An 18,162-nucleotide genomic window follows, 5' to 3' on the forward strand; every position below is an offset into this window, starting at 1 on the left:
GATCTAAACCCCATTGAAAAGAAATGGGCTCAAGCTAAGTTTCTACGCCAAGGGTGGATGGAGAATAATCTGCCTAAGCTATTTCAGGATATGGGCTGTATTTATTTTATTGTGAACTGACTATAGTTTAGTTAAAAGCGCTAAAAATAATAGCTTGATAGCAAAGGCGATCATAAACTTAATACTCAGTAATACAAATAAGTAAGGATCAAGATTTGATTAAACATGGATTAACGAGACCTTTATAAAATGAGACTTTTATAATAGGAAAGAGGTGAGTTTTTGCAATGATTAATTTTCGTGAAAAATGGCTACCTACTCTAATGCTTGCCATACTTCTACATGTAGGCATATTTTATATCTTATATATAAGCTTTAGTGGTAAGGATGATGTTAGTGAAAATACAGCCAATAAAGATGATACCTCGAAGTCGTCTACGGCTATTGATCTAACTAGTGACTATCCTGCAATCCAAACTCAAACGGATACCTCTAACTCTGATAAGCCTGACGTTGCACTCGATTTAAATAGTGAGCCAACTGAATCTGTAACGGCTGCCGAAAAAAGCACCCCGATAACTACGCCAAATAAACTCTCTACGACTAAAGCGAAAAATGAGCTGCAGTTGAAGTCAGCTGAGACTGTGAAAAACACTACTGCTGCAAAGCCTAATGATAAAACGCAACCCTTAGAAACTAAGCAGCTTATACCAGTCGATGCTAACGTTGTGGTAGATGACGAGTATTTGTTGGCGCTGAAAAATGAGGCAGGTCTACTTGCTATGGATGTCCCCTCATCGAATGCTGTAGTAAAAACTAATAAGCAGCATAGCGCCATGAAGTTGGAAGTAGATCAAACTAATGAGCAACTTAGTGCGGCTATCAATGAAATTAAAAATCGCAATCAACAAAAAATAGATCAAAGAAAGCAAGAATAACCTTATTCACAGGCTTAACCCTACCAATGGGTATAAGCGACTATCAATTAGTACTCATTGAGATAAAAGCAGCATTTGAGCACTATATTGGGGATTAACACCCATACATATAGGCCGTTGACGCTATTTAGACACCTCTAGATCATTACTATAAGCAAACAGCGCTGGAGCACCGCCAGTATGCCAAAACAATACTTTGTCGTTCTTTTTAAGCTTGCCTGTACGGATCATATCCAATAAGCCACCCATAGCTCTACCAGTATAAACTGGATCTAATAGTATGCCTTCGGTTTGGGCAGTAATGGCGATGGCTTCATTTTCTACTGCTCCTACTACCCCATAGCCTTCACCGACATAATCAGAGTTCAGTATTAAGTCAGAAGCTGAGAACTTATAATCGGCATCTATCAGTTCGGCAGTACGGTTAGCAAGAGCTACGATATACTGGTCAAAAGGTACTTTGTCGGTTTCTCCTTTGTCGATATTTATGCCCACTATTTGACAGGCTGAGTTAAATATTTTACTGCCCAGCATTAAGCCAGCTTGCGTTCCACCTGAACTTGAAGCAAAGATAATGTGAGTAAATGATAAATCTATATTTTGACATTGTGCCTCTAACTCTCTAAAGGCTTCTACAAACCCTAAGGCACCTAGCTCGTTTGAACCACCATAAGGAGCAACGTACGGTTTTCGGCCTTGCTGTATTAATTGCTGCACAAGGTTAGGAATATCCTCCCCTTTGCGGTGGTTACCTGACCAATGGATATGACAGCCAAATATTTTATCCAGTAGCAGATTGCCTTGTGGGTGCTTAGGCTCTTCTCCGCCTAATACTAGATGACACTCAAGCCCTAAGCTTGCCGCTGCTGCAGCCGTCTGACGACAGTGATTAGACTGCGCAGCTCCAGCAGTGATGATAGTGTCCGCACCTTGAGCCAGCGCCTCACCAAGAATAAATTCCAGCTTTCTAGTTTTATTGCCCCCTAGTGCCAGTCCTGTATTATCATCGCGCTTCATATAGATTTTAGGGCCGTCCAAGCGAGCACTTAACTTACTTAGCTCGATCAAAGGTGTGGGGAAAAACCCTAAAGACTGGCGGGCAATATGTTCGTAGCTCATAAGTCATCCTAGTGGTTATAACAGTGAATAATGATAATTTTTAATAGGAATAGATTTAAGATATCGTTTTGAGTTAAGGGTTTCAAAATATATCCAAACATTAGCTGCAAAGTAGAGATATGACTAAGCACGCATCAGACTTAGAGGATAGACCATTTTGATCGGTAGATGAAGTGATTGTAACTTATCGCGAACGCTAGTCATAATAGATAAACCAATGGTTTGATCATGGTGTAAGTAGGGTATTACTAGTTGGCGTTAAGCGATTTTGTGACTCTTATCAGTATTAGCAGCTGTCCTAACATCAGTATTGATAGCTTTGTTATGCTGCTGTTCGCCAGTCTATGCTACCGTTACCTCAAGCAGTTACAGTTGTAGTGCCGAGAGATAAGCAAAATCCCTATAAAAACTAATCAGCCAACCATTCATTAAAGACAAGCATTGATTAAAGACAAGCATAAGCCTAGTACTAAATAGTTAAGTAAGAATAGGCCCGCCAGCTAGGATATAGTTCAATACCAGCTTAGTGACTTGTGGCTTGTCAAGAACCCTTTGAGTGAGCGGAGTCAATAGTTGCGCTAGTTATTGATGACTGGCGCTGTAGCCAAGAGTTGCTATTGAAAGTTTGCTATTGAAAATCTGCTGCTGGCTTATTATCATTACCTGCTGGTATCTCAATAGATTCGTCACGTAAAGGCCTAATCTTTTTATCGCTATTAGTGACTTTTTGTGCAGCAGCATCAGCTATTGGAAAGCCGTCGGCATCAAGAGCTGGAACAGGTGCACTAAGGGTAGATAAATAGGCAATAATGTCAGCACGTTCGCTAGCATCCGGTACAGGATCAGCTAACATTTTTGAATCTGAGACGACTTTTTCAGCATCTGCAATATAAGGGTCAAGAGTTTTTGCATCCCATATCCAACCGGATGCTGCTAAGCCTTTACTGTACTCATAATCAGTCAATTGTGCAGCTGAGGCACCATAGATATTCATTAATTGTGGGCCTTTCTTATTAAGACCAGGGGTAAGTTGATGGCATTGACCACAGGCTTCTTCAAAAATAAGAGCCCCATTATCAGCATCGCCTTGAGTATAAACAGGCAAGTTAAGTTGTGGACGATAATCAGGCGGTGTTTTTTCACAGCCACTGAGTAACATCATAGCGACAATGATAGGACTTAATACCCTTATATCCATTGCAAGACTGCGTTTAATTATAGAGTTAATGGTGATTTCTACTTAGTTATTTGACGATATGGTTCAACAGTATAGTTTAATCATGCTATTGGATGGCAGTATTTCATAGTAGTCAGTTGATACAATATATTTAGCGTTATAGCTAACACAATAGCTATAAACACTAGGATCTAAACCACCCTATTTAATCGATTAGCTTAAGCTCATCTACAACTTACTAGCTATGGGCAGTTGCTGATATGCTACATTGCATTAATAGTGTTACTTGCCTCTTCTAAATAGTAGCCTTGTAGATAGCGTGCGCCCACACTCCAAGCTATCGACATCGTAGCGGCATCTTCAATATAAGGCATTAGTACATCGGCATTGAAGTTATTAGCCTGAGAAATGAGCGACTTAACTGTCTGTAGGTTATCACTAGTATCGATACCATCTACATAGCTCTTTGCTAAGCGTACTAAGTTGGGTTTTACTAGTTGAGAAATTTCGAGTGCTTTAGCAGAGATACCAAAGTGCTGAATAGCCACTTGGCAGCTGATTTGATTCAAAGCGGCAAATTGCGTTTTTGCTACAGTCAAATGATTAGCTACATCGCGTTCATCGAACTGTATAGTTAACGCTCCTAATGCACCGCCGATTGCTTTTATAAGTTGACTGGTACCCTTGATTAGATTTTTATCAACTAACGAGGCGCTGGTTAAGGATACTAATATACGTAATTGAGGATGTGTTTTACGCACTTCATTAAGCTGTTTACAAGCATTTATTAGCACCCAGCGGTCTATCTTCTCACGTAGATTATGCTTTTTGGCTACCGTCATAAAGTCATCAGGCAGCAAGATAGTGTTTTGCGCATCAGCCAATGGCAAACGTAGATATACTTCAAAGAAATTGCTACGGTCGTCATTAATATCATAAATAGGCTGAAACATTAACTCAAAACGATCCTGAGTCAGGGCGTTCATCAAGGTCTCAGCCAATGCACTATCATCACTATCAGCATGTTCCATCGGATCATAGAGATGATAAGCATTACCTGGAGTGCTAGATTCGGTTCTAATATGATTGATGGTTTCAAGCGCACGCTCAAGGAGCAATTGCGGTTTGGGAGCGTTTTTTTCAATAGCCACGACAGCAATACTAGCAGTAGTATTAGTAGTACGTTGGCCTACTTCAATCAGCATCTCACTGATATGCAGACGGATACGTTCCGCCAAGGCCTGTAATTGTTGAGTAGTGACCTTCTCTACTAATATAGCAAATGAAGTATCGTTGAAACGACTGATATAACTGTCTGTTACTAGCTCATTTAGCTTGTCTGCTACTTTTTGGATAGTGATATCTATCCCTTGTAGCCCTAAACTTAAGCTTATTTTGCCAATATTATCGAGTCCAATAAAAAACAATCCTGCGTTAACCTTGCCTGCTAATACTCGCTTGTATAAGATGTCAAAATGCTCTTCAAAAGCCAGACGATTGCTAAGACCTGTCAAACTATCATGACGCTGTGCTTCTGCTAAATGTTTAGTAATTTCAGCACTACTACTGTTATTTTGTTGAATGATAATTTGAGTCCTTGGCTCAGCATCTAAACTGGCCATTGCCAGCTGCAATTGGGCCTGAAAATAGCTACCATCAGCACGTCGACTTTTAAATGTAAACTCGACTTGCTCGCGATCACCTCTGTCAAACTGACGTAAAAACTGTTTAAACGCTTGTACGTTATCACCATTAGCGATCAGGTCAATAACTGGAATACCAATTATCTCTTCAACTGACTCAAAACCGAATAATTGCAAATAAGGATCATTGGCAAAGATATGAACGCCTTGATCGATATAAGCCACTGCACTTTTAGAGTTTTTAATCAAAATGTTAGCGCGCTGTTCTGCTTGGGCAAGTAAATTGTTGAGTTTGTTGAGCTGTCGACGAGTCATCAAATGAGCATGCTGCAGCCGAATGGCAATAATGATTGCGGACTCTTTATCTGCTACTAGCGCCTTGATCATAGTGCTATCGAGCACCGCTGGCAGCCCTTCTTCATTACGACTGGTATTGGCAGTGTCATCACTCATTAGACAAAGTAGTGGCAAATCAATATTCTTCTTTTGCACAATATCGACTACATCCGTGAATACTAAATCGTAAGCTTTGCCAAATATCAGCACATCCCACTGTTGGCGCAATGATTTTAGTAGCTCTTGTTTAGCATCTAAAAACCCTAAGTTGATGTCAGTATAATAGGCAGACAATAACTTAACTAAGCGCTCAGCATACAATTGGTCGTCGTCTATCACTAGCAAATTTAAAGTAGTATCCTTTTGCATCATAAGCCTTTTGATTATTACAGTAAGCTATAAACAGCAATCAATTCTGTCAACGGCATCAACTTTATTATTTGCTATCATCAAACATTATTGTTAGTGGTTTTTATTGAGTCATTGAGCGCTACATTTAGCACTTTTAACATTCAAAAATATGATGATAGATGGGTACTATTTAAAATATCTGCAGTATATAAAGTGTCTACTGCAATAGTCATTATTTAGATGTCAGTTAAATGTTGTTTACTGGCTGAGTATTAGGGCGAGGCAGCTATGCAGCATAGATATAATGCTTATGCGAGGAGGTAATTAAGTGCTCTAACCCCTTGGCGACTATCCTAAGAAGTTATCGACATAACTGATGGTCTAAATTAATTATAGCAAGCTCAATCAAGGCTTTTTCTAATTGATTGACTGGCTCAGCTTCAGTCTAGGTCGGTCTGGTTCGGTCTGGTTCGATAAATTCGCTGACCATTTTAGCAGTGGCTAATTTGAGTCTTGATCAACCGTTATAGGTTGAGGTAATTGAATAATTAGATGTTGTAAAATCTCCATAAGACTCTCACAAGGGCTGTTAAATACAGTCGATAGCGCCCGTCTAACTAGACCCCTAGATCGATATCGACTTCCATACCGATAATAAGATTAATAATAAGCTGCTTTATTGCTATCTAACTTATCTAAACAAGCCAGCAAAAGCAGTAAGTAATGACTGTGAAAATGCTGTATATCACAGTCATTTAGCCCCTACTATAAATCTTAGAACCCTATTATTTCAGCCTAAAATATCTTATATTTAACACTATAACAGTAGAAATAACAGCACTTGCAACAGTAGATACCTTGCTAATTATAGTGTGATATTTAGCGGTGTTTGTAAATGTCAACTGGCACCTTAAAAGGTCTATTGGTCAGTTCTCTTACTAATTTGGGCACTAGATAGCCAGGTAACACCGTTAATAAAGACCAGTACAGCTCTACAGCCACTTGCTCGTCATGATCAAAGTGGGCGGCACCACTTACCTTATCCAATACATGTAGATAGTAGGGCAACACTCCTGCGCCAAATAAGCGTTCACTAAGAGCTACTTGCGTAGCTGTGCTGTCATTAATACCTTTGAGTAATACCGCCTGATTAAGCATAGTAATACCAGCGCTACGTGCTCGCTGTAGAGCTTCTGCTGTTAGCGTATCGATCTCATTAGCATGATTACAATGAATCACCATGACGATGGCGCAGCGGCTCTGCGATAACCTATCTAACAGATCATTATCCAAGCGCGCAGGAATGACTATCGGTAAACGAGTATGTAATCGAATAGTAGTCAGCTGAGCTATACCCTCTAAGATATCTAACCAAGCAAATAGGCGTCGATTAGAAACACTTAATGGATCACCACCACTTAAGATAACCTCGTTAATCTGCGGATTAGCAGTAATATAGGCTATGATATCAGCTTGTGCATCAGCCGTTGGCATATTGGCGCTGTAGTCAAAATGCTGTCGGAAACAGTAACGACAGTGAATAGCGCAAGCACCAGTAATAGTTAGTAGCACTCGCGACTGATATTTATGCAGTAAGCCTTTAGTAGGATTTTGGCTGTTTTCTCCTAGAGGATCAGCGACGTACCCAATCACTACTTCTTGCTCTTGCTTATCGGGCAATACTTGCTTTAGTAGCGGATCATTTGCATCGCCAACCACCATTTTTGCTACAAAAGCACGGGGTACGCGCAGCTCAAAATATTTAGGAATATAGACTTGTGATCGCACTGATTGTAGCTGCAGAATACTTAACAACTCATCCACTGAGGTAATAGCATCGGATAATTGCGTTTGCCAGTTTTTTTGTGTGATTAAATGGTTTATCATGACAACCTAATACATGCTCTAAAATCGACATTATACGCTGTTCATCAGCGCTCTATCAAAACATACCCGGCAAATGAAGCGGATCACCAGTATTTAATGCTAATTGAAATATTATTAATTTCCTTTTAGTCTTTGATTATTGGCGCTTATCATTAGGGCATGTTGAACATTCGACCGTAGCACTGGCAACGAGTGTTCAGCACGCTGTAACGGTTATGGATATTAACAACTATACTTATTAACAACCGTTAGGAGTCTCTTGTGGCAAGTTTTTCTACCAATGAGTTTAAAGCAGGTCTAAAAGTAATGCTCGATGGCAACCCTTGTGCCATTATGGAAAATGAGTTTGTCAAACCTGGTAAAGGCCAAGCATTTAACCGTGTCAAACTACGTAATTTGCGTAGTGGCAAAGTTCTAGAGCAAACCTTTAAATCAGGTGATAGCTTGGAGGCCGCTGATGTCGTAGATACTGAGATGAACTATCTATACAACGATGGTGAATTTTGGCATTTCATGCATCCAGAGAGCTTTGAGCAGCTACAAGCAGATAAAAATGCTATGGGCGACTCAGTGCAATGGCTAAAAGAAAACGGTAATGACTTATGTGTTATTACTTTATTCAATGGCTTACCACTGTCTATAACCCCACCAAACTTTGTCGAGCTAAAAATCACCGAAACTGATCCTGGTGTTCGCGGTGATACTTCAGGTGGTGGTGGCAAACCGGCAATATTAGAAACTGGTGCAGTAGTACGAGTACCTTTATTTGTACAACAAGGTGAAGTAGTACGTGTCGATACTCGTACTAGTGACTATCAGACTCGCGTCAGCTGATCTGCTTGATAACAGTGCCTTTAGCTCTGTCGTTACTGTTATAGATAAAATTTATAATTATCAAAAAAGGCTCAACAATATTATCTATTGATGAGCCCTTTTTATGTGAATTAAAATAGCTTTAATTGACTGTCATCCCTACTAGCTATCACAGTACTAGCTGTCGCTGTTAAGTGTTAAACGCTGAGCTGTCAGCTACTGCTAAGCAAACCTGCCAGCGCTAATAGTGCCACTCAGCTTAACTGGTTTATTTTTTGGTCATTTTGCCATGCATAAGCCAATACTGTACTAAGGCATTGAGCTGATCCTTTTTAAAGGGCTTAGTGAAATAATCCTGCATACCTGCTTTTATATATTTTTCGCGCTCACCATCCATCGCATTGGCAGTAAGGGCAACAATAGGGGGCAATACGCTAGCATCATACAGCTCATGCAATTTGATAGTAGCTTGTATCCCGTCCATTATAGGCATGTGATGATCCATTAAGATCATCTCATAAAGCTCAGGACATTGAGCAAATTTTTCTATAGCCTTTTGACCATCCGTGACATGAGTAACCGTATGACCATTATCTACCAGAGCTTTTTTGGCTATGATCGCATTAACATTGTCATCCTCAACTAACAGTATATGTCCTACTAGCTCGGGCACTGACTTAAACATCCCACATTTGGATTCTTGCCATGCTAGATACTCTTGTTGCTCAAGGGCCGGTAGTGGCAGCAACACTCGAAAAGTAGTCCCTACCCCGACCTCACTGCTGACCCAGATATGCCCCCCCATTAAATTCACTAAAGACTGACAGATAGAGAGTCCTAAACCCGTGCCGCCATAGAGACGATGCGTCGACTTATCTGCCTGATTATAGGCATCAAATATCGCATCTAATGATTCCGGCTTGATCCCTACTCCAGTGTCTGTGACATCGATGCATAACGTCATCTCCTCAGAGTCAGACATACGATTGCTGTTGCTACTGGTCTTGTCAGTATCCGTGTTAGTGACTGCAGGATGAGTAATTGAACTATTACTGACTGAATTATTAGCAACATCTTCAATTGTATCTAACTTGTAGTAAGGCACAGGAGCATGAGTCACGTTAATACTCACTCGCCCACCTTCACGAGTGAACTTGATGGCATTATTAACTAAGTTAGTTAAAATCTGTTTTAGACGTACTGGATCGCCTTTTATATAAGGCGACAGCTGTTCAGTATAATGATAATCCAAAGTTAAACGTCGCTGACGGGCTTTGACGGCGAATAGATTGATAACATCTTGGCAGACTGTTGACAAATTCATTGGTACAGCTTCAATAGTCATCTTGCCCGATTCGACTTTTGATAAGTCTAAAATACCATTAATCACCGCCAATAGATGCTCAGTCGAGATGTCAATATTGTCAACATAGTCTCGTTGTTCACTACTGAGTACAGTATCGTTGAGCATCTCAACCATCCCGATGATACCATTCATTGGCGTACGGATTTCATGGCTCATATTGGCCAAGAACTCTGATTTCATTCTGTTAGCACGCTTAGCGTGGTGTTGCTTTTGTTGCAACTGTAAGGCATCCGAAGCCATCTCTGCAAACTGCGCTAGCTGCTTTTCTTGTTTCGCAGTAAAATTATAGTGTGGCACAGTATCAATAAGACATAGCGATCCCAAACGATAGCTAGTATTGTCTTCATACAAGATGATTGGAGCCCCTGCATAAAAACGCAAAAATGGTGCTCCTGTAACTATCGGGTTGTCAGCAAAACGTTCATCATCGGCTAAATCGGCGACTACAAATACATCATTGGATAACACCGTATAGTTGCAAATCGCGACCTCACGAGTGGTAGTACAAATACTACCTAAACCGTGAACTGCCCTTAAATATTGAGTTTCCTCATCCATAAAAGTAATAGTCACTATCGGAAAATCAAAAAACAACTTTACCAATTCGGTCAGACGAGTAAAAGCGGGCTCATTATCATTATTGAGCACTTGATATTGACGCAGCTTTGCTATGCGATGCTTTTCATCCACTGCTATTGGGTAATTTAGAGTAGCCAAAAATATCTCCGTCAATCTATGTAAAACAGGGGGTTTAATAGTCTGACTGTTTTGCTAATAAATTTTGAGAAAATACCCATTTAAAATAAACTGCTTTTAAAAGGAAGTTCCTCACTACCATAGAGCAGAAAAGCAGTAGTTGTTTATGAGCTGTTAAATGTAGGGGTTTTTATTACCTTAAAGGGGTTAAAAAAATCAGTTGCTGACTGGTTTCGCCAAAATCTTTAGCGCCTCACTAACCATTATCATCGCTACCACTGAAGTTACAGTAACCGCAGAGCCGTAACCTCCGCAGTGCAAACCACCGCTTTGCTCTCCTTTATCTACTCTTGGCGGCTCTGTCGAATAAACACACTTAATACCGAACTTTTCTTTTAGACTAGCGTTGATGCCTTTTTCAAAGCGTAGCTTATAGCGCAACCGAGCTAGCAAAGGGTCTTGATAACTGTCTTTTAGATCACTAACCGTGATTTTAGTAGGGTCGGTTTTGCCACCAGCCCCACCAGCACAGATTAGCTTTAGCTTATTAAAGCGGCAGTGAAGAGCAATGGCCAGCTTGGCATTCATATCATCGACACAGTCTAATATGATAATAGGTCGTTGCTCTATAGTAGCCTGTTTTGCTGCATCACGACTAGGTAATAAAGTAGCCACGTTATCAACAGTCAAAAAGTCATCTACCAAATGTAGCTGTACTCGCGGATTAATCTCTTCTATCCGAGTGCCCATAGCTGCGATTTTACTTTGTCCAAAAGTACTGTCTAACGCTGGCAGTTGTCTATTGACATTAGAGGCGACCAATACGTCCATATCGATGAGGGTAATATTGCCTACTGCAGTACGGGCTAAAGCCTCAGCTGCCCAAGAACCAACACCGCCGATACCTATCACATAAACATGCGCTGCGGCAAAGATATCAAAGGCGCTGTCGCCATATAAGGTTTGTGTGCCTTTAAAACGGCGCTGATACTGCTGCACGTCCTCAGTAGCAATTTTTTGGGACTGGTTTTGACTCATAGTAAGGTAGCAGCTCTTGTTATAAATGAAAATTGTTTGGTTAGTACTAATTACTAAACCCAATCTGTTTGCAGCGCATCACAACTGTTCTGCCATAATTGTTGGGCTAGTACTTGCGGCTCAACGGCTAATAATTCGCTAAGGGCATTTAACACCCAAGGTAAGTTGGCAGGTACATTGCGATTATGAGACTCTGCTCTTTGCCATTCCTTATCTATCCTTTGAGCTGGCGGCGAAGAGCTGACTGCTAAAGACCCTATATTGCCAGCTTCAGTTTGACAGGCCATCGGTGTCATATCTGGACAGTCGGTTTCTAGTACTAAGCATTCAATACCAAAATCAGCAACAGCAGCTTGAATAGCCCGTCTTAGCTTTTTAGCATTTAGATTTGTAACTTGTCCTGTCACCCCAAGCTTAAAACCCAGTTTAACAAAAGCTTTAGCTTCTTGCTCACCGCCACTAAAGCTATGCGCAATGCCGCCAAGGTTTTTGGCATTATAGCTGTGCGCTTTTAGCAAGGATAAGGCCTCAGCATGCGCCTTACGAATATGTAACATCACCGGCAACTGATGCTTAACTGCCATATCAAGTTGAGCATTAAAAAACTGCTGCTGCTTGGCAAAATTCTCTGGTGCTTTCATTGCCTCAGTAAAAGTATCCAAACCTATCTCACCAATCGCCAATGGTCGTTGCTTATCGAGCATAGCAGCCATCTTGGCAAGATGAGTTTCAGTATGCTGCTCAATATAAAAGGGATGTAAACCTAGAGCAATATGCGCTTGTGGATATAATACTGGAGGATCAGAGGCGGCAATAATATTTGTCGATGATGTCAGCTGATAGTGATTAGAGCTTGGTTTATTTAAGTAGTCTTGAGTGGTGTACAGTCTATCAAAGTGTTGGTATAAATAACCGACTAGCACTAAATGCCGTACGCCAAATTGATAAGCGCGCTCGGCTTGCACACTTCTATCGTTATCGAATACTGGAGCATCAAAATGGGTGTGCGTATCAATCAGTCTGTATAGCTCTGATATGGGGAGCTGATTATCCATAAGTGAGGTTTTTATAACCGCCATCGATAGCCTCCGGCTTTAATTAAAAACTGTTTATTAGGGCGTATTGGACATTCACAAGTAGACTATGCTGATAAATAAGTGCTGCTGTTAAACGATTATTGGATTATAGCTTGATTAGATTATAGCTTGAGTAGCGTTGCCCTTCTAGCTCGCTGCTATTGGCTATAACTAAAGCTGTTTGTGAAGCGTTTTTAGTGGTTAGGCTCTTGAACCGTGCTTTTGCACTATATAAGCAGGCTTGATCAAAGCCGTTAATTGGCTATAAGGCACTAGCAAGTCTGCTGCCTCAGTATCTACCTCTAGCAGCTCTGTTGATTGATAAACTAAGTGTAAGCCCTGCTCATCCAAATACCATTGCTGTGACAATGGCAACGACCAATCATCAACAGAATCCTTTGCTACCCCTTGTGAGATCAGCCAGTCTTCTTTGGCCCCTTGAAAGGCTAATAGCAAGCTATCAGTGCTGACTGTCGGTAATAAAATATCTTCAATAGTGAGCTGTAGCTTTTTTTGTATATCTAACATGACATAGTCAAGATGGTGCGGACTACTGCCACGCTTCACAGTTGAGCGCACTAATAGATAGCCCGTCGCCATAGGTTCAGATTTAGAACTAGCTTCAATAGCAGCATTGCTTGTGCCAACGCGATTCAATACTAATTCGGTATCGATACGCTGGTATAACGACGAAGTATTAACGGCTTGTTCACTGTATTCTATTTGTTTAAGCAACATCAAGATTGTATTCTTAGCGGCTTGGTCTTGACTAGCTAACGGCGTACTTGGTGCTAGTATTTGGGCTATGGTTTTCCACATAATACTGCTTAACCACGGCTGCTCTGGTACAAACCCCAACACATTTAGCTCAAAATACTGACAAGGTTTTTTGTTAGGATCACAGTTGCGCTGATGGGCAATAGCTTGTTGCTTATTGACTTGTATAGCAGCCATTTTATTAGTTTCGCCACTAATACGGTCTTTGCTAAGGTCAGGCTTTATTAGCACGCTCTGATCATCGGAGGCGATAACAATTTTATCGGCAGCCTTATTATCGGCCTGTTGTTCAAACATAGATTTTGGCTGCTGATCACAGCCTATCAAGCTAGTGATGCTGAACAGGAATACTACCGATAGCCATAACGAGGCTATATTTTTTGACTGGTTGCGCTTGGCATTTATCATATCAGCTACCATAAGCGGTTATAGTGAAAGCTCATTTAATGACCTTAAGCTTATAAATCTACTCTGGTTAATTTTAACTCAATATTATTAGTTTCGAGAGTTATCATTATCGTTATCTACACTAGGCCGCTGCGCAGGTTGATAACTACTGCGTCTTGGAATCAATAATAAGGCTACTCCAACCACTGTTAAGGCTAGCCACTTCTTTTTGCTCGGCTTACTATTACTATTTTTACTGCTATGTTTGTCGCTGCTATTACTCATAACCTTATCACTATTTTATTAGGGCGTATTGAATATCTTAACTTATAAAGGTTTAAGGGTTTAAAGGAAAAGTGGTGATACCAGAGTTGGTACTATCTACTCTAGTAAAGCCTTGGGTAGTAGCCGTAGGCTTGGGGGTTTGATCGCGTTTAGGTATCAGCGGATTAAGATTCATCAGCTCATAATCCTGACTGATATCCCCATCCCAGCCTACAGTGCCACTCAGCGGTAATTGTTTAATAGTACCGTTTTTATCGATTACTAACTGTAAAACCCGCATTTGGTTAAATTTGCGCTCAGTAACGCTCGCCACTGCCCCACCATCACGCAAGATGGTTGGCTGTAAGAATATAATTAGGTTACTCTTTTGCTTATTATCACTATCGGAGCGGAACAGGCGACCAACCAGCGGTATATTCCCCAAACCTGGAACCTTTTGCTGGTTGCTAGTGCTGTTATCACGCATCAAGCCGCCTAGTGCAATAGTCTGTTGGTCATCAGCCAAAATAGTAGTATTGATCAAGCTTTTATTAGTAATCAAACCGCTCGAATTGCCAATACTACCCGGCACTACTGAGGAGACTTCTTGTGACACTTCTAAACGCACCGTCCCATTATCACCGATATGGGGAATGACGTTAAGATTGATACCGATGTCTTGGCGCTCAATAGTCTGAAATGGATTGGTTGATGAGTTACCGCTAGTGGTAAAAGAGCCAGTGACGAATGGCACATTTTGTCCTACTAAGATACTGGCCTTTTCGTTATCCAAGGTCAAGATTGAGGGCATGGACAATAGGTTGGCACTAGTGGATGAATCTAACGCTTGCAAGATAGCCCCATAAAACTCGGTGTTACCTTTGCTATCTTTTCGACTGCTACCAACACCAAGTAGCGCGCCAGCAATAGAGCCAGCAGCGGCACTGATACCAGTGCCTTTAGACAAAGCAGCTGCGGCAAGTGAAGCGGCACTAGCGCCAACGTTATTAAAGTTCACCACGCCATAACCACTACTAGCATTGCCTAGCGCCCATTGAACGCCAAGTTGGGTGGCATCATCGCCTGAAACTTCAACGATAGCAGCTTGAATCAGTACTTGGGCGCGGCGATTATCGAGCTGATTGACGGCATCTTCAATCTCAAACATCAGCTCAGGGGCGGCATTAACGATAACTGCGTTTTGGGTTTCATCAGCGATAATGCTAAAGGGTCGACCCCCTATACCTACTGCTGAACCACCGGTAGAAGCTGCTAAATTGCCACTATTATTACTGCTACTATTGATGCTATTGCCACTGGGCACTGCCGAGGCTGTATTAAGGGTGGCGCCAGTAGCACTAGTATCAGTTAGGGATGCTGACTCCAAAGTTGAAGTCGCCCCTGCACTATTAATCGACTGATTGGCAAGTAAGCCACGTAGCATCTGCGCTATATGATTGGCACTAGCATATTTGAGTCGAAATACGCGCAAACCACTCAAGCGCCGCGTAGGCGTAGTGTCTAACTGATTAACCATCTCCTGCACTTTAGCAATCATCTCAGGGCTACCTTTCACTAGCAGCCTGTCGCTTGAAGCATCAGCGATAACTTTTAGCTGGTCACTGCCTTGTGCTTGCCCGCCCCCTGCACTAGTCACTAGCGCACTAATGAGATCCATCATCCGCTCAGCATCGACATGGCGTAGAGGAATAACCCGCAGACTGTCATTGACATTGCTATCTAAATCGCGGATTAGTGCTGTTAATTGATTAAGACTGTCAGCACGATCTGATAGCACCAGCGCATTAACGCCTGGCACAGCAGCAGCGTGTGCTGATTGCGGCATCAAAGGTCTAATCACCCCTAGCACTTCGGCGGCTTGAGTATTGGTCAAGTAAATCACTCGCGTTGCTAACGCTTCACCGACAGTATTACCTCGCAGATCGACAGCAATACCGGTTTGCTTAGCCACACTATCGGGTACTAACTTAATAGTAGTGCCCGAATTAATCGCCGCAATCCCATTCACTTGCATCACACTTAAGAACAGCTGATAAATCTCATCACGAGACAGCGCACGATTAGAGATAACCGTCACATTGCCGTTGATACGCGGATCCAGTACAAAATTCTGATTAGTGATAGTAGCTACTTCATTAATAAAAGCTTTGATGTCTGCATCTTGCAAGTTAACCTTCCAGCTCTCAGCGCTGGCAAGTCCGCACATAGCTGCCCATAGTGGCAATGCTAAACATAATGGGCGAACTATATATAAACAACGCTGTAAAGCATTGCGTAAAGGGGTTACTACAAACTTATGTAAACTTACCATGGTGATAATTACCCATTGTGATGTTACTTATTAAATGCCAAAGAATATAAGCTAAAACGCTATCAAAATATGCTTCACTACAGATACTGCTATACGCTTATAGAGTGAAATATTTCTATTAACTATAAATAAAGGTGACGATTTTAGGCCAATCCATTTAGAAGGGTTGTCGAATAGTGATTACTTGCTCACCACGTTTCACCTCTATTTGCGCTTCACCAGATTTTTGTGCTTGTTGCAATATGTTGGCATCTTGACTAGGATTATTACCGACCTGTTGACCATTTACCGACATTACCCGATCCCCAGGCTCTAGACCCAAGCGCTTACGTAGGCCTGAAGGCGTAGCTGTCGTTACTTGATAGCCGTCACCAGAGGCCATTAGCCCCACACTACTTAAGTAGTTGGCAGGATTCTGTTGCAGCTCACTTACGGCTCCACCGATAGCTGAAGTTGGATTATTATTATTAGCATTGTTGTCAGTATTATTAGCAGCGTTATTAGCTATATCTGTAGGCAGTGGCCATGCAGAATCTATAGAATCGTTATTAAGTGTATTGGATGAACGCCTATTGCCTATAGCATTAGCAGCTAAGCCTCTCTGATCTAAGGGCATAGCATCAGCCATACTAATAACGGACTGTTTACTAGCCTTATCGGCAATAACCACCGCATTCCAATCTACCGCCACTAAAGTATAACCACTGTCCTGCAAGCTCTCACCGATACGATAGTTTTTTACTTCGCCATTGACCTCCAGTAGCGCTGATGACAAACGCTCAGGTATCGCTAATAGCACGCCTTTTAGCACTACATTCGGTGGTGGCTGTGCCGCCACTGCCGCTGAATTAGGCTCAGAAAATATAGCAAACAAACTACTATTATCAGCTACAGAGCTAGGAATATTCTGCAATGCTGCTATGGGCAATGCCGGTGCTATAGGCGGTGCCAACAATAACCATAGCAGCCGCGCCGCTGTCCAACATAACCAACCTATAGCGAGCAGCAGCAGCCATGCTGACAAACGATTAAGAATATCGACTACAGGTTTTAGACGGCTCATCACTGTGTTCAATTAGTGACCCCTAACCCTGCCAATAGTGGCTGACGTACGCTAACCACGGGAGTATCCTGCGGCGCTTCACCTTTGTATTCTGCCATATTTTCGAGTAAGCGCTGAGTCAAGCTCACATCGAGCATATTATTGCCATCAAGATAAAGATCACCTAAGCGTTTGTCTTGGTTATTGAGTAAATTAAGATGCAGAGTAGCATTGTTATTTTTTTGTTCGGTGCTCAGCTGAGCACGTAATGCTGGCATAGTAATATAAAAAACTTTACCAGCGCTAGGATAGCCAACTTCACCGCCTACCCAAGTTAATTGTCCAGACGCTGCACTAAACCCAGCTGCGTCTTCACCTTTGGCAGAATGACGTTGCAGCGATACGGCATTGACTTGCATTGGGGTATTGGGTAATTGCCATTTAACTGCTTGACTCAAAGTCTCAGGTGCAATCTTGCCATTCATGTCATCGATTTGCCATGAGTGACGTGCTACTTTTACTTGCCCATCTAGCTTAGTCTGACCACTATTAATATCGAATTCAGCTGCTATTTTGCCTAATAGAAGCTGCCAAGGTTGCCACGTCCATTGCAGCGACCCAGTCATGGCTACCTCTGACACTGGCACTTGCCAAATAGCTGAGCCTTGCCATAAGTTACCGGACACATGTTGTATATAAGGCGACTCTGGCGCGTACTTTTCTACTATCCACGCTGCTGGCATTTGCAATATAGCAAACAACGAAAATACTAGCAGTCCAATTAACCACCATACTTTACGGGGATGCTTATTAGATGGAATAGAGGCTTGTGGCACAGATAAGATACTCTTTTATAATTTCAAAACCACATTATCATAACAAACAATCGCCTAAAAATGACAGCTAAAAAGCCAGTATAT

The 18,162-nt window shown here is 41.7% G+C and carries 14 protein-coding genes; 2 read left to right on the forward strand and 12 right to left on the reverse strand.

Annotated features, from left to right (window positions below; all coding sequences use genetic code 11):
• The first annotated feature begins 287 nt into the window (after nt 1-287).
• The gene (locus tag KZA12_RS14160; RefSeq protein WP_218690676.1) at nt 288-938 is read left to right on the forward strand and encodes a hypothetical protein; all 651 of its coding nucleotides are present in this window, start codon (nt 288-290) and stop codon (nt 936-938) included.
• A 123-nt stretch (nt 939-1,061) separates the two neighbouring features.
• Here the strand turns inward: KZA12_RS14160 and KZA12_RS14165 are convergent, their stop codons facing one another.
• The 4 genes from KZA12_RS14165 to epmB all read right to left on the reverse strand — a co-directional run bounded on the left by KZA12_RS14165 (nt 1,062) and on the right by epmB (nt 7,451).
• Nucleotides 1,062-2,057, reverse strand: a complete 996-nt coding sequence (locus tag KZA12_RS14165) for a D-cysteine desulfhydrase family protein (RefSeq protein WP_218690677.1) — start codon at nt 2,055-2,057, stop codon at nt 1,062-1,064.
• A 628-nt stretch (nt 2,058-2,685) separates the two neighbouring features.
• The gene (locus tag KZA12_RS14170) at nt 2,686-3,255 is read right to left on the reverse strand and encodes a cytochrome c family protein (protein WP_201624107.1); all 570 of its coding nucleotides are present in this window, start codon (nt 3,253-3,255) and stop codon (nt 2,686-2,688) included.
• Between the two features lie 242 nt (nt 3,256-3,497).
• Complete coding sequence (locus KZA12_RS14175; RefSeq protein ID WP_218690678.1) at nt 3,498-5,582, reverse strand: EAL domain-containing protein; 2,085 nt, start codon at nt 5,580-5,582, stop codon at nt 3,498-3,500.
• 861 nt (nt 5,583-6,443) lie between these two features.
• A complete protein-coding gene (epmB, locus tag KZA12_RS14180) occupies nt 6,444-7,451 on the reverse strand; it encodes an EF-P beta-lysylation protein EpmB (protein WP_218690679.1) in 1,008 nt (335 codons plus the stop codon).
• 261 nt (nt 7,452-7,712) lie between these two features.
• Between epmB and efp the strand changes: the two genes are divergently transcribed.
• The gene (gene efp, locus KZA12_RS14185; RefSeq protein WP_201624101.1) at nt 7,713-8,285 is read left to right on the forward strand and encodes an elongation factor P; all 573 of its coding nucleotides are present in this window, start codon (nt 7,713-7,715) and stop codon (nt 8,283-8,285) included.
• Nucleotides 8,286-8,532: 247 nt separating this feature from the next.
• On the opposite strand, the gene KZA12_RS14190 is transcribed toward efp, so the two are convergent.
• From KZA12_RS14190 to gspN, 8 genes are all read right to left on the reverse strand, one after another.
• Nucleotides 8,533-10,347 carry a GAF domain-containing hybrid sensor histidine kinase/response regulator gene (locus KZA12_RS14190; RefSeq protein ID WP_256932998.1) on the reverse strand — a complete coding sequence of 605 codons (1,815 nt, stop codon included), beginning with the start codon at nt 10,345-10,347 and terminating at the stop codon, nt 8,533-8,535.
• A gap of 195 nt (nt 10,348-10,542) precedes the next feature.
• The gene (locus KZA12_RS14195; RefSeq protein WP_218690681.1) at nt 10,543-11,364 is read right to left on the reverse strand and encodes a ThiF family adenylyltransferase; all 822 of its coding nucleotides are present in this window, start codon (nt 11,362-11,364) and stop codon (nt 10,543-10,545) included.
• 53 nt (nt 11,365-11,417) lie between these two features.
• Nucleotides 11,418-12,443 (reverse strand): TatD family hydrolase, encoded by a 1,026-nt coding sequence (locus tag KZA12_RS14200; RefSeq protein WP_218690682.1) that lies wholly within the window; start codon nt 12,441-12,443, stop codon nt 11,418-11,420.
• A 198-nt stretch (nt 12,444-12,641) separates the two neighbouring features.
• Nucleotides 12,642-13,625, reverse strand: a complete 984-nt coding sequence (locus KZA12_RS14205) for a hypothetical protein (RefSeq protein WP_218690683.1) — start codon at nt 13,623-13,625, stop codon at nt 12,642-12,644.
• Nucleotides 13,626-13,712: 87 nt separating this feature from the next.
• The gene (locus tag KZA12_RS14210) at nt 13,713-13,889 is read right to left on the reverse strand and encodes a hypothetical protein (protein ID WP_218690684.1); all 177 of its coding nucleotides are present in this window, start codon (nt 13,887-13,889) and stop codon (nt 13,713-13,715) included.
• Between the two features lie 52 nt (nt 13,890-13,941).
• A complete protein-coding gene (gene gspD, locus KZA12_RS14215; RefSeq protein ID WP_218690685.1) occupies nt 13,942-16,200 on the reverse strand; it encodes a type II secretion system secretin GspD in 2,259 nt (752 codons plus the stop codon).
• Between the two features lie 157 nt (nt 16,201-16,357).
• A complete protein-coding gene (locus KZA12_RS14220) occupies nt 16,358-17,266 on the reverse strand; it encodes a type II secretion system protein N (protein ID WP_373416636.1) in 909 nt (302 codons plus the stop codon).
• A 5-nt stretch (nt 17,267-17,271) separates the two neighbouring features.
• Complete coding sequence (gene gspN, locus KZA12_RS14225) at nt 17,272-18,078, reverse strand: type II secretion system protein N (protein ID WP_227677318.1); 807 nt, start codon at nt 18,076-18,078, stop codon at nt 17,272-17,274.
• Nucleotides 18,079-18,162 lie beyond the last annotated feature (84 nt).

This window comes from Psychrobacter sp. BF1, assembly GCF_019279065.1.
GTDB lineage: Bacteria > Pseudomonadota > Gammaproteobacteria > Pseudomonadales > Moraxellaceae > Psychrobacter > Psychrobacter urativorans.

Excerpts from the sequence above, each read along its gene's own strand:
- KZA12_RS14200 (WP_218690682.1), bottom strand. The coding sequence starts at position 12,443 with ATGGCGGTTATAAAAACCTCACTTATGGATAATCAGCTCCCCATATCA.
- KZA12_RS14195 (WP_218690681.1), bottom strand. The coding sequence starts at position 11,364 with ATGAGTCAAAACCAGTCCCAAAAAATTGCTACTGAGGACGTGCAGCAG.
- KZA12_RS14205 (WP_218690683.1), bottom strand. The coding sequence starts at position 13,625 with ATGATAAATGCCAAGCGCAACCAGTCAAAAAATATAGCCTCGTTATGG.
- KZA12_RS14175 (WP_218690678.1), bottom strand. The coding sequence starts at position 5,582 with ATGCAAAAGGATACTACTTTAAATTTGCTAGTGATAGACGACGACCAA.
- KZA12_RS14160 (WP_218690676.1), top strand. The coding sequence starts at position 288 with ATGATTAATTTTCGTGAAAAATGGCTACCTACTCTAATGCTTGCCATA.
- KZA12_RS14210 (WP_218690684.1), bottom strand. The coding sequence starts at position 13,889 with ATGAGTAATAGCAGCGACAAACATAGCAGTAAAAATAGTAATAGTAAG.
- KZA12_RS14165 (WP_218690677.1), bottom strand. The coding sequence starts at position 2,057 with ATGAGCTACGAACATATTGCCCGCCAGTCTTTAGGGTTTTTCCCCACA.
- gspD (WP_218690685.1), bottom strand. The coding sequence starts at position 16,200 with ATGGTAAGTTTACATAAGTTTGTAGTAACCCCTTTACGCAATGCTTTA.
- KZA12_RS14170 (WP_201624107.1), bottom strand. The coding sequence starts at position 3,255 with ATGGATATAAGGGTATTAAGTCCTATCATTGTCGCTATGATGTTACTC.
- epmB (WP_218690679.1), bottom strand. The coding sequence starts at position 7,451 with ATGATAAACCATTTAATCACACAAAAAAACTGGCAAACGCAATTATCC.